Genomic DNA, 15,836 nt, shown 5'->3' on the forward strand with positions numbered 1-15,836 from the left:
TGCGTACACTCATAACAATACGCTTTCAAAAGGATTTTTTTACCTATGACAACCTTCTACACCGTGGTGAGTTGGCTGGTCATTTTGGGATACTGGCTGTTAATCGCGGGTGTGACATTACGCATCCTGATGAAGCGCAGAGCCGTACCCTCTGCCATGGCCTGGCTTCTGATCATTTACATTCTCCCGCTGGTGGGAATTATTGCCTATCTCTCTTTCGGTGAGCTTCATCTGGGTAAACGCCGCGCCGAGCGGGCCCGTGCCATGTGGCCCTCAACCGCAAAGTGGCTGAACGACCTTAAAGCCTGCAAACATATCTTTGCCGAGGAGAACAGTAGCGTCGCCTCCTCACTATTTAAGCTGTGCGAGCGCCGCCAGGGGATTGGCGGTGTTAAAGGCAATCAGCTCCAACTGCTGACTTCATCCGACGACGTCATGCAGGCGTTAATCCGCGATATTCAGCTGGCTCGTCATAATATCGAGATGGTTTTTTATATCTGGCAGCCCGGAGGGATGGCAGACCAGGTCGCTGAATCGCTGATGGCCGCCGCGCGGCGCGGCATTCATTGCCGCCTGATGCTTGACTCTGCAGGTAGCGTGGCATTTTTCCGTAGCCCCTGGGCGGGCATGATGCGTAATGCCGGAATCGAAGTGGTTGAAGCGTTGAAGGTAAATCTCCTGCGCGTGTTTCTGCGCCGGATGGATCTCCGCCAGCATCGCAAAATGATCATGATCGATAACTATATTGCCTACACCGGCAGTATGAACATGGTTGACCCGCGCTTCTTCAAACAGGACTCGGGCGTAGGTCAATGGGTTGATTTAATGGCGCGAATGGAGGGGCCGATTGCCACCTCGATGGGCATCGTCTACTCCTGCGACTGGGAGATAGAAACCGGCAAGCGTATCCTGCCGCCTCCGCCGGACGGCAATATTATGCCGTTTGAAGAGGCCAGCGGTCACACCATTCATACCATTGCTTCCGGGCCGGGCTTCCCGGAGGACTTAATCCATCAGGCGCTGCTGACGGCGACGTACTCGGCGCGTGAATATCTGATTATGACCACGCCCTACTTTGTCCCCAGCGATGACCTGCTGCACGCCATTTGTACTGCAGCTCAGCGCGGCGTCGATGTAAGTATCATCCTGCCACGCAAAAACGACTCACTTCTGGTGGGCTGGGCCAGCCGGGCATTCTTCAGCGAACTGCTGGCCGCCGGGGTGAAAATTTACCAGTTTGAAGGTGGGCTGCTGCACACCAAGAGCGTACTTGTCGACGGTGAGTTAAGCCTGGTTGGCACGGTTAACCTTGACATGCGCAGCCTGTGGCTAAACTTTGAAATCACCCTGGTGATTGATGACACCGGCTTTGGCGGTGACCTGGCGGCGGTGCAGGATGATTATATCTCCCGCTCGCGGCTGCTGGATGCCAGACTGTGGGTAAAACGTCCGATGTGGCAAAGAATTGCCGAACGACTGTTTTACTTCTTTAGTCCGTTGCTGTAAAACGTGCCCAACGATGTTAAACAGGTAGTCATCATGGAAATGGATCTGAACAATCGCCTGACCGAAGACGAAACGCTCGAGCAGGCCTATGACATTTTTCTCGAACTGGCGGTTGATAACCTCGATCCCGCAGACGTGATCCTCTTCAATCTGCAGTTCGAAGAGCGCGGCGGCGCTGAATTGTTCGACCCTTCTGAAGACTGGGCTGAGCATGTGGATTTCGACCTGAATCCTGACTTCTTTGCCGAAGTGGTGATTGGGCTGGCCGATGAAGATGGCGGCGAAATTAACGATGTCTTCGCTCGCGTCCTGCTGTGTCGCGAGAAAGACCATAAGCTGTGCCATATACTCTGGCGCGAATAATAGAAAAGGCTGCGATTGCAGCCTTTTTTATTTACTCCGGCAATTCACTGCCGCAGCGGTAACAAAACCGCGCGCTGTGTTCATGTTCGCCCTGCTGGCAATGAGGACATTTGCGTTGCTGCTTGCGGCTCTGAAAGGCACTGCTCATGTGCGTGGTAATGAGTCCTGTCGGGATCGCAATCACCGAATAACCAATCAAAATCAGCACTGACGCTACGATGCGACCCAGTGGTGTATGAGGCGTAATATCACCGTAACCCACGGTGGTGACGGTCACAATGGCCCAGTAGACGGACGCATTGAGCGTCGTGAAGCCATATTTAGGCCCTTCGATTAAATACATTAGCGCGCCAAAAACAATCATGACGATGGCAATAAACGAGTAGAACAGAATAAGCTGATGCCGTGCGCTGACAATCGCACTCCAGAACACACGTAATGACGGCATAAAACGCAGTAATTTCAGAATACGTAATACCCGAATCACGCGCATCGCTCGCCAGGCAAAGACATAACTCAGGCTGATCTCCGGCCAAAGCCACATCACATAGAGCGGCAGGATGGTGGCTAAATCGATAAATCCCCAGAAGCTGAAAACATATCTGGCCGGATTGGGCCAGGCTATCACGCGGAGGAGATATTCGGCGGTAAAGACCAGGGTTATCGCCAGTTCAAGCCAGACAAAGATATGCCATTCGTCAAACGTGAGGTGGTATTGCGTCCCGGCACCCGATTCAATAAAGATGACAATCACGCTGAGAAGCGCAAATAAACCGCAAAGACCTTCGAAACGTCGCCCGGATACCGTTTCAGGATCGAATAAAAAATGATATAGCCGCCGACGGACTGACGTGAATAAACGCGACACAGTAACCTCGCAAAAAATAAGGGCTGACATCATGTCAGCCCTTGCGATTATAACGGGTCTACTTTCAGGCAGGAAACCGCATGTCGGAAACTGCCTTCCAGAACCGGTCGCGTTTTCGCACATTCCGGCCCGGCCATTGGGCAGCGCGTGCGGAAGACGCAGCCTGACGGCGGGTTAATCGGTGAAGGTAATTCCCCTTCCAGAAGCTGGATGGTTTTATTCTTTTCCAGATCGGGATCGGGGACCGGCACCGCGGACATCAGCGCTCTGGTGTAAGGGTGCAATGGATTGTGGTACACCTCGTCATAGGTGCCCAGCTCCACGGCATGACCGAGGTACATTACCAGCACGCGGTCAGAAATGTGCTTCACCACGGCCAGGTCATGCGCGATGAAGATCAGCGACAACCCCATTTCGCGCTGCAGCTTCTGCAGCAGGTTAACCACCTGTGCCTGGATGGACACGTCCAGTGCGGAAACCGGCTCATCGCAGATAATCAGCTTCGGTTCGAGGATCAGCGCACGGGCAATACCAATACGCTGGCACTGACCGCCGGAGAATTCATGCGGATAGCGGTTGATGAGGTTTGGCAACAGGCCGACTTTCATCATCATCGCCTTAACGCGATCGCGCACTTCCTGACGAGACATCTTCGGATGATAGGTCCGCAGCGGCTCGGCAATAATCTCGCCGATGGTCATACGCGGGTTAAGTGACGCCAGCGGATCCTGGAAAATCATCTGGATGTCGCTGCGCACCTCGCGCCACTCGTCGGGTTTCATGCCCAGCAGATCTTTACCCAGCCAGGCCACTTTGCCGTCGGTGGCTTTTACCAGACCGATAATGGCGCGCGCAAAGGTCGATTTACCGCAGCCGGACTCTCCCACAACGCCCAGGGTTTCCCCTTCGTACAGGCGCAGCGTGACGCCGTCCACCGCTTTCAGGGTCTTCGGCGGCTGCCAGAACCACTGTTTGCCGTCTTTGATGTCGAAATGCACTTTAAGGTCAGCGATTTCGAGCAGCACATTGCGTTTTTCATCTAATGCGTTCATACCAGTTCCTCCTGCGGCTTAAAGCAGGCGCGCAGACGGCCTGGTGCAAACTCTTCCAGCGGCGGAGCGCTGTTGCAGATTTCCATCGCGTGCGGGCAGCGCGGCTGGAACGGACAGCCTTTCGGCAGACGCAGCAGGTTTGGCGGGTTGCCCGGAATGGTGAGCAGGGATTCCCCTTCCGCATCAAGACGCGGCACCGCATTCAACAGACCAATCGAGTACGGGTGCGCAGGCTGATAGAAGACATCGCGCGCTTTGCCGTATTCCATGGTACGACCGGCATACATCACCAGCACTTTGTCACAGATGCCCGCCACCACACCCAGGTCGTGGGTGATCATGATAATCGCCGTGTTGAATTCACGCTTAAGCTCGTTCAGCAGGGTCATGATTTGCGCCTGCACGGTCACGTCCAGCGCGGTAGTCGGTTCATCGGCAATCAACAGCTTTGGCCGGCACATCAGCGCCATTGCAATCATCACGCGCTGACGCATACCGCCAGAAAACTCGTGCGGGAACATGCGCATACGCTTACGCGCCTCCGGCATTTTCACCGCATCCAGCATTTTGACCGACTCTTCAAAGGCTTCCGCTTTGCCCAGGCCTTTGTGCAGCATCAGGACTTCCATCAGCTGCTCACCTACACGCATATACGGATTCAGCGAGGTCATGGGATCCTGGAAAATCATCGAGATCTGTTCGGCACGCAGCTTGTTCAGCTCGTGCTCCGGCAGGTTGAGGATTTCGCGACCGTTGAATTTAGCGGAGCCGCCAATCACACCGTTAGAGGCCAGCAGGCCCATCAGCGCAAAGGCAGTCTGGGATTTCCCGGAACCGGATTCCCCTACGATCCCCAGCGTTTCACCCGCGCGCAGGTTGAAGTTGAGATCGTTGACGGCGGTAACATCCCCGTCCGGCGTTTTAAAGGTCACGCGGAGGTCTTTCACATCCAGCAGAAGATTATTCTGCTGTTGCACCTGTGGCGCAGTGGCCGTTTCAATAATTGTCATGACGGCGCTCCTTAACGGTCTTTCGGGTCGAGGGCATCACGCAGGCCATCGCCGATAAAGTTAAAACAAAACAGGGTGACGACCAGGAAACCCGCCGGATAAAGCAGCAGCCACGGTGAAACTTCCATCGAGTTTGCGCCATCGCTCAGCAGCGCGCCCCAGCTGCTCAGTGGCTCTTGTGTACCCAGCCCCAGGAAGCTCAGGAAAGATTCAAACAGGATCATGCTTGGCACCAGCAGTGAGGCATAGACCACCACCACGCCCAGCACGTTAGGAACGATATGGCGAACCACGATATTCCCGGTTGATACACCACCTACCTGCGCGGCTTCGATAAACTCTTTGCGTTTAAGGCTCAGCGTCTGGCCGCGAACAATACGCGCCATATCCAGCCAGGAAACCATCCCGATGGCCACGAAGATCAACAGGATATTCTGGCCGAAGAAGGTCACCAGCAGGATGACGAAGAACATAAACGGGAAGGAGTTCAGGATTTCCAGCAGACGCATCATTACCGAGTCAATTTTGCCGCCAAGATAGCCGGAAAGTGAGCCGTAGAGCGTACCCACGATCACCGCCACCAGCGCGGCAGCAATACCAACCATCAGCGAGATACGGCCTCCGATGGCGACACGCACCAGCAGATCGCGTCCTGAGGAGTCCGTACCAAAATAGTGGCCTGATTCCATATCCGGCGCGCTGGACATCATGCCCCAGTCGGTGTCGAAATAGGTAAATTGCGACAGCATCGGCGCCAGGGTCACAAACAGCGCGATGACCACCAGAACAACCAGACTGGCAACCGCTGCCCGGTTGTGCATAAAGCGACGGCGCGCATCCTGCCAGAGGCTACGACCTTCTACTTCCAGTTTTTCACTGAAGTTTTCCAGCGCCTCGCTGCTTTTCTTACTCAACATCATGGCGTGCTCCAGCGTTAGTAACGAATTTTCGGGTCGATGACGGCATACAGCACATCGACGATAGCGTTAAAGAGAATGGTCAGCGCACCGACGAGAATAGTCAGGCTCAGTACCAGCGAATAGTCGCGGTTGAGCGCGCCGTTAACGAACAGCTGACCAATGCCAGGCAGGCCGTAGATTGTTTCGATAACCATAGAGCCGGTGATGATCCCGACGAATGCCGGTCCCATGTAGGAGAGCACGGGCAACAGCGCCGGTTTGAGCGCGTGGCGGAAGATAATCCGACGCATCGGCAACCCTTTAGCGCGCGCGGTACGAATGAAGTTCGAGTGCAGCACTTCGATCATTGAACCACGGGTGATACGCGCGATACTGGCGATATACGCCAGAGATAATGCCACCATTGGCAAAATCATGAACTTCAATGCCCCGCCGTTCCAGCCGCCACCAGGCAGCCACTTCAGCGTGATGGCAAATATCATCACCAGTAATGGCGCGACAACAAAGCTGGGTATCACTACCCCGGTCATTGCCACCCCCATTACGGCATAATCCCATTTGGTATTTTGTCTGAGCGCAGCGATAACGCCTGCGGTGACCCCGAAAACGATGGCCAGAATGAATGCCGCAGCACCCAACTTAGCCGAAACCGGAAAGCTGGACGCGACCAGGTCGTTAACGGAATAGTCTTTATATTTAAATGACGGTCCAAAATCACCATGGGCCAGCTGCTTCAGGTAATTGAAGTACTGGGTGGAGATAGGATCGTTTAAGTGGTATTTCGCTTCGATATTCGCCATGACTTCAGGCGGCAGCGTACGCTCACCGGTAAATGGACTTCCCGGCGCAAGACGCATCATGAAGAAGGAAATCGTGATGAGAATAAATAGCGTTGGAATCGCTTCAAGACAGCGACGTAGGATAAATTTCAACATTGCCCGTACCTTCTGGCGTGTGCCTATATTATGTGACGTTGGTTAGACACCGTGGGGCGAGCACGCCCGCCCCACTCATTGCCATTAATGCTTGATAATATACAAGTTTTTAACGTAGATATTATCCATCGGGTCTTTACCGGTATAGCCACCTACCCACGGTTTCACCAGACGGGCGTTAACGTAGTAGTAAACCGGAACGATCGCGGAATCTTTATCCAGCTGCTGCTCAGCTTTAGAGTACAGTTCTGTGCGCTGTGCTTCGTCAGTGGTTTTCAGCGTGTCGCCAATCAGCTTGTCGAACGCCGGGCTCTTATAGTGAGCGGTGTTGTTCGAGCTGTCGCTCAGCATGGTGTTCAGGAAGGAGGTCGGTTCGTTATAGTCCGCACACCAGCCAGCACGTGCCACATCAAAGGTGCCCTGATGACGGCTGTCGAGGAAGGTTTTCCACTCCTGGTTCTCCAGCTTCACGTTCGCACCCAGGTTCTTTTTCCAGATCGAGGCGACGGCGATAGCCAGTTTTTTGTGCAGATCGGAGGTGTTGTACAACAGGCTGAAGGTCAGCGGCTTATCTGCGGTGTAGCCCGCTTCGGCCAGCAGTTTCTTCGCTTCTGCGTTACGCTGTTCCTGGGTCTGTTTGAACCAGTCTGGCTCAGTCAGTTTTGCGCCATCGGTGTATGGAGGGGTATAGCTGTATGCCGGCAGATCGCCCTGGTTTTTCACTTTGTTCACGATGATATCGCGATCCAGTGCCAGCTTCAGCGCGGTACGTACACGTACGTCGGTAAACGGTGCTTTCTGGTTGTTGATTTCATAGTAATAGGTGCACAGGTACGGATCGACGTGAACTTCTTTAGGGATCTCTTTTTTCAGTTTCTGGAACAGTTCAATCGGCATGTTGTTATACGTCATGTCGATCTCACCGCTGCGATAGCGGTTAACGTCGGTCACTTCGGACGAAATTGGCAGGTAGGTCACCTGGTCAATCACGGTTTTCGCGTTATCCCAATACTGCGGGTTACGATCAAGCACCATACGTTCGTTGACCACCCAGTCTTTCAGCTTATAGGCACCGTTGGTCACGATATTGGCAGGCTGCGTCCATTTTTCACCAAATTTCTCCACGGCGGATTTTGGTACCGGGGAGACGGACGGGTGAACCAGCAGCTTATAGAAGTACGGAACAGGTTCGCTCAACGTCACTTCAAAGGTATTGGCATCAATCGCTTTTACGCCAAGGTCAGTAATGGGTTTTTTGCCCGCGATGATGTCATCAATATTGGCGATGTGGCCATATTGCAGGTAGCTCGCATACGGAGAGGCGGTCGTTGGATTCGCCAGACGCTGCCAGCTATAAACGAAATCTTCGGCTGTGACCGGTGTACCGTCGGACCATTTCGCATCTTTACGCAGATGGAAGGTCCAGACTTTGAAATCTTTGTTTTCCCATTTTTCTGCTACACCCGGCGCCGGGTGGCCGTCTACGTCTGTCACCAGCAGGCCTTCGAACAGGTCGCGGTTAACGTTAGACTCCGGAACACCTTCGATTTTGTGCGGGTCAAGAGACTGAACTTCCGCACCGTTGTTACGCACCAGCGTCTGTTTCTCAGCCAGTTGAACACCTGCAGGAACGTCCGCAGCCATTGCAGCGTTGCCCGCGATTAGCGCAGTTAAAATCCCCGCCGCTACCAGATTTTTTTTTGTGATGATGGACATTGTGTTGGTACTCCACTCATTATAATGACTGGCCTTCGCCAGCTGTGTAATCCCCTGTTGGGGCCTGTACAGCGCAGGAGTTTTTTTTGCTGCTGTCAGGTTCTTCTTTTACTGCTTGCTATCACCGACTTTTTTATTACTGACCGCTCGTATGGCCGTCTTGCGTCGATTCTTTACAGGCCTCCCCTGTTTGAGACCTGCGCTGGATATCTGAGAAGAGAACCATATGAAAATAATTCTCATCTGCTTGTTTTATGCTGCAAAATATTAGGCCGGAAAGTATCAAATGGCGTAAACGCGCGCCAATACATTTTGCAAATTTGTTAAGCAATTCTCTTTTACGGTGAGTACCGCATCGTTGAGGGCAGCCATGCCGGACATCGAACACCACCGAAAAAACATGATATTCAACAAGATAGAGAAATTTTTCTCTACAAGCGCGTCGCTGCGCTATCATCGAGTGATTTTGTACAAAAATTTAACAACTGGTTATTATTTAGCACATTCATCTAGGGGAATGTTGAAATTACTAATATCATTTCGGTTATCTCTCAGCAAGCCCCAGAGTATCATGTGAGTAAAATAACAGAGCGATCGCAGATTTTCTGCGCAGGCGGGTTTAAGGGGAATTAATAACTTGTTGAAATACAAGCAATGAACATTATCAGTAGAATTTATTATGATATGTGAGCATTTCAACTTTAGTTATAGGATTTACTGATAATGACGTAAAAAAACGGAGCCGTTGCTCCGTTCTTTCATACGAAATATCAGTGCAGCAAACCGGGGAAAATGCTTTTAATACCCGTCACGATGAATTCAATCCCTAACGCCATCAACAGCAGGCCCATGATACGCGTTATGACGTTAATGCCTGTCTGCCCCAGCAGGCGCACCAGCCAGGGTGCCATGCGGAATACGCCCCAGCAACAGAGCGCGAAAAGGGCAATGGCGACGGAAAAGCCAATCAGGTGCATCAGGCTGTGGTAACGCGTGCCCCAGACAATAGTTGAACTGATGGCGCCTGGACCCGCCATGAGCGGTAGGGCCAGCGGCACTACGCCAATACTTTCACGGATGGCGGTTTCTGACTTCTCCTGTTTGTTCTGTTTATCCTCGCCCAGCTTACCGCTGATCATGGACATGGCGATGGTCACGACCAGGATCCCACCCGCAATACGGAAAGAGTCAATCGAAATCCCAAAGAGCTGGAGAATAGCGTCACCCAGAAAAAGGGAGGTGAGCAATATGATAGCCACTGACAGGTTAGCGGTGAGGTTGGTCTTATTCCTGGCCGCCGCCGTCTGGTAACTCGTCATACTAATGAAGACAGGAATGATCCCCACCGGGTTGACCAGGGCAAACAAACCAATAAAAAATTTAAAATACGTTGGAAAATCAAAGAGCGTTTGGATCACGTTTTGCTCCGCTTATACACATGCCCGGGACTGACAATTTGTCATGAGAAATCGCGCTGAAGATACCCTTTTTATTAGCACACTTCACTCGAAATCTGTGCCAAAACGACATCATTTCAGGATGTTAAACATATGTAGAATCAATGATAGCGGCGCTTCCAATACTTACGTAATTATTTAACACTGGAAAAATCTCAACAAAATAACCCTGCTGAAAGGTATCAGCTTGGGGGAAAATTGACGCAGATCATGATTTCCGTACTCAGAAGTGAGTAATCTTGGTTACGCCCCCAGGGAGATCGCCTGACAAAAAGGGATGATGCTAAGGTAAGGCTCTTTTAGTAAATTAGTGTGCAGACGCAGAAAGTAACTCTTTGTTTTACTTTGTGTTACGCAAGTCGTATCGGCTCTGTCTATACTGTGTGACGTATCGAGCGCTGGTTTACTAAAAGAGTTTAAACATTATCAGGAGAGCATTATGGCTGTTACTAATATCGCTGAACTGAACGCACTCGTCGAGCGCGTTAAAAAAGCCCAGCGTGAATATGCCAATTTCACCCAAGAACAGGTTGATAAAATCTTCCGCGCGGCCGCACTGGCTGCTGCAGATGCTCGAATCCCTCTCGCTAAAATGGCCGTTGCCGAATCTGGCATGGGTATCGTGGAAGATAAAGTGATCAAAAACCACTTTGCTTCTGAGTATATCTACAACGCCTATAAAGATGAGAAAACCTGTGGCGTGCTGTCCGAAGACGACACCTTCGGTACCATCACCATCGCTGAACCTATCGGCATCATCTGCGGTATCGTTCCGACAACTAACCCAACGTCTACTGCTATCTTCAAATCACTGATTAGCCTGAAGACCCGTAACGCAATCATCTTCTCTCCACACCCACGTGCGAAAGACGCGACCAACAAAGCTGCAGATATTGTCCTGCAGGCGGCGATCGCTGCTGGCGCACCAAAAGATCTGATTGGCTGGATCGACCAACCGTCTGTTGAGCTCTCCAATGCGCTGATGCATCACCCCGACATTAACCTGATCCTGGCGACCGGTGGTCCTGGCATGGTTAAAGCCGCATACAGCTCCGGTAAACCAGCCATCGGTGTGGGCGCCGGTAACACCCCTGTTGTTATCGACGAAACCGCTGACATCAAACGTGCTGTTGCGTCTGTACTGATGTCTAAAACCTTCGATAACGGCGTGATCTGTGCATCTGAACAGTCTGTTGTTGTTGTCGATTCCGTGTACGATGCCGTTCGCGAACGTTTCGCCAGCCACGGCGGCTACATGCTGCAGGGCAAAGAGCTGAAAGCGGTTCAGGACATCATCCTGAAAAATGGCGCGCTGAACGCCGCTATCGTGGGTCAGCCAGCGTACAAAATTGCTGAACTCGCAGGCTTTACCGTTCCGGCAACAACCAAAATCCTGATCGGTGAAGTGAAAGTTGTCGACGAAAGCGAACCGTTTGCCCACGAAAAACTGTCTCCAACGCTTGCAATGTATCGAGCGAAAGATTTCGAAGACGCGGTAGAGAAAGCCGAGAAACTGGTTGCCATGGGCGGTATCGGTCACACATCTTGTCTGTACACCGACCAGGATAACCAGCCAGAACGTGTTGCTCACTTCGGTCAGATGATGAAAACTGCACGTATCCTGATTAACACCCCTGCTTCTCAGGGTGGTATCGGTGACCTGTACAACTTCAAACTCGCACCTTCCCTGACTCTGGGTTGTGGTTCCTGGGGTGGTAACTCCATCTCTGAAAACGTTGGTCCAAAACACCTGATCAACAAGAAAACCGTTGCTAAGCGAGCTGAAAACATGTTGTGGCACAAACTTCCGAAATCTATCTACTTCCGCCGTGGCTCACTGCCAATCGCGCTGGATGAAGTGATTACTGATGGCCACAAACGTGCGCTCATCGTGACTGACCGTTTCCTGTTCAACAACGGCTACGCTGACCAGATCACCTCTGTGCTGAAAGCGGCTGGCGTTGAAACTGAAGTGTTCTTTGAAGTTGAAGCTGACCCTACCCTGAGCGTTGTGCGTAAAGGTGCTGAGCTGGCTAACTCCTTCAAACCAGATGTGATTATCGCACTGGGTGGTGGTTCCCCAATGGACGCCGCGAAAATCATGTGGGTCATGTACGAGCATCCTGAAACCCACTTCGAAGAACTGGCGCTGCGCTTTATGGACATCCGTAAACGTATCTACAAGTTCCCGAAAATGGGCGTAAAAGCGAAAATGATCGCGGTAACCACCACTTCCGGTACCGGTTCAGAAGTTACGCCATTCGCGGTAGTAACAGACGATGCAACAGGTCAGAAATACCCACTGGCTGACTATGCACTGACCCCAGACATGGCTATCGTTGATGCGAACCTGGTCATGGAAATGCCGAAGTCACTGTGTGCGTTCGGTGGTCTGGATGCGGTAACTCACGCCCTGGAAGCCTACGTTTCTGTACTGGCGTCTGAGTTCTCTGACGGTCAGGCTCTGCAGGCTCTGAAACTGCTGAAGGAAAACCTGCCAGCGTCCTACAACGAAGGGTCTAAAAACCCGGTAGCACGTGAACGCGTTCACAGTGCAGCAACCATCGCCGGTATCGCGTTTGCGAACGCCTTCCTGGGTGTTTGCCACTCTATGGCGCACAAACTGGGTTCTCAGTTCCACATTCCTCACGGACTGGCGAACGCCCTGTTGATCAGCAACGTTATCCGTTATAACGCTAACGACAACCCAACCAAGCAGACTGCTTTCAGCCAGTACGACCGTCCGCAAGCACGTCGTCGTTATGCTGAAATCGCAGACCACCTCGGTCTGAGCGCACCGGGCGACCGTACTGCTGCGAAGATTGAGAAACTGCTGGCATGGCTGGAAAGCCTGAAAGCTGAGCTGGGTATTCCTAAATCTATCCGCGAAGCAGGCGTACAGGAAGCTGACTTCCTCGCTCATGTAGATAAGCTGTCTGAAGATGCATTCGATGACCAGTGTACTGGTGCTAACCCGCGCTACCCACTGATCTCCGAGCTGAAACAGATTCTGCTGGATACCTTCTACGGTCGTGAGTTCAAAGAAAATGACGTTGCCGCTGTGAAAACAGAAGTTCCTGTCATCAAAGCTGACAAGAAAGCGAAGAAAAGCGCTTAACTGACAGCAGATGAAAAAACCCGCCTTTATGGCGGGTTTTTTTATGTCTGAATAACAAGGGCTGATGTTATTTCCTGTTGTCGTGCTGAATGGCCGTAAGCGAGCCCACAGACAACGCTTCTTTATAGTGCTTACGGCAGACTGAAACATAGCGTTCATTGCCGCCTATCACCACCTGCTCACCATCGGCATAAGGTTTACCGGCCTGGTCGAGACGAAGCACCATACTGGCTTTGCGACCGCAGAAGCAGATCGTTTTCAGTTCGACAAGTTTATCCGACCAGGCGAGCAAATACTGACTCCCGGCAAAGAGCTCACCGCGGAAATCCGTGCGCAGCCCGTAACAAAGCACGGGGATATCAAGCTCATCAACCACCTCGGAAAGGCTATGAACCTGTTCACGCGTCAGAAACTGGCTCTCATCTACCAGGACACAGTGAATCGGCTGCGCAGCATGTTCTGTGCGAATGTCCTCAAACAGATCGGTTTTCGGGTTAAACAGCCTGGCAGGCGACGAGAGCCCTATTCTGGAGCTCACCTTCCCTGCGCCAAAGCGATCGTCAATTTCAGCCGTATAAACAACGGTACGCATCCCACGTTCATGGTAATTGTATGAGGATTGCAACAACGCGGTGGATTTACCGGCATTCATCGCCGAATAGTAGAAATAAAGTTGTGCCATTGGCCGTAAAACCCTAATCAATGTGTAATATTCCCGATGAGTCATTGTACCATATTTTGTCAGGTCATCAGCGATACAGCGCACAGAGGATGCGGCTCAGCGCGGAGTTCAGAACCTTCTGTTGGCGAAAATAATCCGTTAAAACATGAAGTAAACGCCTTCAGCCAGGCCAATATGTTATATGTTCAGCCAAACATAACACTTCTTTTTATAGTGGAATCACCGTTCATTAAAATTCACCATTTATTAACTATTTCAGGCTTAACATCACGGGTGGGAACTAATACAAAAGGCTGATATTTATCCGCCGCAACTATAATTCCTGCGGTAAATGTCACAAAAAAAAGAGGCAATCAACCGGGCAAAGCAGGTTTACGTGATAACAAGCGAGACTGTCGGGTGAGGAAATTTAAGTTAGCGTAATTAATAATAGCGGCATTATTTAGTATTTTTTGAATTCCTTACATTCCTGGCTATTGCACATCTGAATTTATGGCTCTATTATTAGGTCAACAAACCACCCCCCCATTATAAGTTTGAGATTACTACAATGAGCGAAGCACTTAAAATTCTGAACAACATCCGTACTCTTCGTGCGCAGGCAAGAGAATGCACCCTCGAAACGCTTGAAGAAATGCTGGAAAAATTAGAAGTTGTAGTTAATGAACGTCGCGAAGAAGAAAGCGCTGCTGCTGCTGAAATCGAAGAGCGTACTCGTAAACTGCAGCAATATCGTGAAATGCTGATTGCTGATGGTATCGATCCAAATGAATTGCTGAACAGCATGGCTGCAGCTAAAACCGGTACCAAAGCCAAGCGTGCTGCTCGTCCTGCTAAATATAGCTACGTTGACGAGAACGGCGAAACTAAAACCTGGACTGGCCAGGGTCGTACTCCTGCTGTTATCAAGAAAGCCATGGATGAGCAAGGTAAACAGCTGGATGATTTCCTGATCAAGGATTAATCACGCCACATTCAGAAAAATCCCGCGTAATGCGGGATTTTTTTTAAACAAAATTTGTCGCAAACATCCCCTTACACTCTGTCATAAAGCATTATTTAACAATTTTATCGACTGTACTTTCAGACAGGTTTTCGGGAGTAGTATAGGCATAAAAAAACCGGTGGGCAGCGCCTCACCGGTTTCGAACATCTGCTGCCCTGGCTTATTTCTTAATACCTGCGCTCTCTTTGAGCCAGGTTTTAAATTCTTCACCAAGGGTATTGTGGCGAATACCATATTCAACAAATGCCTGCATATAACCGAGCTTATTACCGCAGTCGTGGCTCTTACCTTTCATATGGTAAGCCTCAACGGTCTCTTTCTCGATCAGCATATCGATGGCATCCGTCAGCTGGATCTCATCACCCGCTCCTGGAGGCGTTTTCGCCAGCAGAGGCCAGATTTCCGCACTCAGGACGTAGCGACCTACAACGGCCAGGTTTGAAGGCGCTACGTCGGCTTTAGGCTTCTCTACCACGCCAACCATTGGCACGCTTTCGCCCGGCTCAAGGTTAACGCCTTTGCAGTCAACCACACCGTATGCCGTCACGTCTTCAACGGGCTCAACCATGATCTGGCTGCTGCCGGTTTCGTCGAAACGTTTGATCATCTCAGCCAGGTTATCCTGAGAAAGATCGGATTCGTATTCGTCCAGAATAACGTCAGGCAGAATTACCGCTACAGGCTCATCACCCACAACAGGATGTGCACACATAACAGCGTGGCCCAGACCTTTAGCCAGGCCCTGACGAACCTGCATAATGGTAACGTGTGGAGGACAAATAGACTGAACTTCTTCTAACAGCTGACGCTTAACACGCTTTTCCAGCATGGCTTCAAGTTCAAAGCTTGTATCGAAATGGTTTTCGATAGAGTTTTTTGATGAATGCGTAACCAGCACAATTTCAGTAATGCCGGCGGCGATACATTCATTAACGACATACTGGATTAATGGCTTATCAACCAGAGGCAGCATCTCTTTAGGGATCGCCTTAGTTGCTGGTAACATCCTGGTCCCCAATCCCGCTACCGGGATGACGGCCTTTCTGACTTTCGAATTTAGGGCAGCCATTCAAATTCTCCTGAGCTGTTCAAGTTTTGAACTTTTATGCAATAAATAACGCGTTGAGTATATCAGCCTCGCCTCGCAGTCCGGGTCTGAAAAGAACGCGTTGCCGATCAATTAGGATAAATACGCATGAAACT

The 15,836-nt window shown here is 51.1% G+C and carries 13 protein-coding genes; 4 read left to right on the top strand and 9 right to left on the bottom strand.

Features of this window, described 5'->3' with window-relative positions; genetic code table 11:
• Window positions 1-45: 45 nt before the first annotated feature.
• Both cls and FU672_RS01320 read left to right on the top strand, forming a co-directional pair.
• Entirely contained in the window at window positions 46-1,506 is a 1,461-nt protein-coding gene (cls, locus tag FU672_RS01315) for a cardiolipin synthase (RefSeq protein WP_148241855.1), read from the top strand.
• A 33-nt stretch (window positions 1,507-1,539) separates the two neighbouring features.
• Window positions 1,540-1,869: an HI1450 family dsDNA-mimic protein gene (locus FU672_RS01320; RefSeq protein WP_023292232.1), complete on the top strand. Its 330-nt coding sequence runs from the start codon at window positions 1,540-1,542 to the stop codon at window positions 1,867-1,869.
• 31 nt (window positions 1,870-1,900) lie between these two features.
• Here the strand turns inward: FU672_RS01320 and FU672_RS01325 are convergent, their stop codons facing one another.
• From FU672_RS01325 to FU672_RS01355, 7 genes are all read right to left on the bottom strand, one after another.
• Entirely contained in the window at window positions 1,901-2,770 is an 870-nt protein-coding gene (locus FU672_RS01325) for an ion transporter (RefSeq protein WP_187360767.1), read from the bottom strand.
• A 14-nt stretch (window positions 2,771-2,784) separates the two neighbouring features.
• Window positions 2,785-3,789, bottom strand: coding sequence for a murein tripeptide/oligopeptide ABC transporter ATP-binding protein OppF (gene oppF, locus FU672_RS01330; protein WP_148241857.1), 1,005 nt, complete (start codon window positions 3,787-3,789; stop codon window positions 2,785-2,787).
• A complete protein-coding gene (locus FU672_RS01335; RefSeq protein ID WP_063143902.1) occupies window positions 3,786-4,799 on the bottom strand; it encodes an ABC transporter ATP-binding protein in 1,014 nt (337 codons plus the stop codon). Before FU672_RS01335 ends, oppF begins: the two co-directional genes overlap by 4 nt.
• 11 nt (window positions 4,800-4,810) lie before the next feature.
• Entirely contained in the window at window positions 4,811-5,719 is a 909-nt protein-coding gene (oppC, locus tag FU672_RS01340; RefSeq protein ID WP_148241858.1) for an oligopeptide ABC transporter permease OppC, read from the bottom strand.
• Window positions 5,720-5,733: 14 nt separating this feature from the next.
• A complete protein-coding gene (gene oppB, locus FU672_RS01345; RefSeq protein WP_008502786.1) occupies window positions 5,734-6,654 on the bottom strand; it encodes an oligopeptide ABC transporter permease OppB in 921 nt (306 codons plus the stop codon).
• 84 nt (window positions 6,655-6,738) lie between these two features.
• Window positions 6,739-8,370 carry an oligopeptide ABC transporter substrate-binding protein OppA gene (gene oppA / locus FU672_RS01350; protein ID WP_023335974.1) on the bottom strand — a complete coding sequence of 544 codons (1,632 nt, stop codon included), beginning with the start codon at window positions 8,368-8,370 and terminating at the stop codon, window positions 6,739-6,741.
• A gap of 770 nt (window positions 8,371-9,140) precedes the next feature.
• Entirely contained in the window at window positions 9,141-9,788 is a 648-nt protein-coding gene (locus tag FU672_RS01355) for a YchE family NAAT transporter (RefSeq protein ID WP_023312098.1), read from the bottom strand.
• Between the two features lie 478 nt (window positions 9,789-10,266).
• Here FU672_RS01355 and adhE point away from each other — a divergent pair, with 478 nt between their 5' ends.
• On the top strand, window positions 10,267-12,945 hold the full coding sequence (gene adhE, locus FU672_RS01360) for a bifunctional acetaldehyde-CoA/alcohol dehydrogenase (RefSeq protein ID WP_148241859.1): 2,679 nt from the start codon (window positions 10,267-10,269) through the stop codon (window positions 12,943-12,945).
• A 67-nt stretch (window positions 12,946-13,012) separates the two neighbouring features.
• Here the strand turns inward: adhE and tdk are convergent, their stop codons facing one another.
• Entirely contained in the window at window positions 13,013-13,627 is a 615-nt protein-coding gene (gene tdk / locus FU672_RS01365; RefSeq protein ID WP_148241860.1) for a thymidine kinase, read from the bottom strand.
• Window positions 13,628-14,177: 550 nt separating this feature from the next.
• Here tdk and hns point away from each other — a divergent pair.
• Complete coding sequence (hns, locus tag FU672_RS01370; RefSeq protein ID WP_008502781.1) at window positions 14,178-14,591, top strand: histone-like nucleoid-structuring protein H-NS; 414 nt, start codon at window positions 14,178-14,180, stop codon at window positions 14,589-14,591.
• Window positions 14,592-14,793: 202 nt separating this feature from the next.
• Here hns and galU read toward each other — a convergent pair whose 3' ends face one another.
• A complete protein-coding gene (galU, locus tag FU672_RS01375; RefSeq protein WP_045329415.1) occupies window positions 14,794-15,702 on the bottom strand; it encodes a UTP--glucose-1-phosphate uridylyltransferase GalU in 909 nt (302 codons plus the stop codon).
• Window positions 15,703-15,836: the final 134 nt, after the last annotated feature.

The sequence above is a fragment of the Enterobacter asburiae genome, assembly GCF_008080435.1.
Lineage (GTDB): Bacteria > Pseudomonadota > Gammaproteobacteria > Enterobacterales > Enterobacteriaceae > Enterobacter > Enterobacter asburiae_C.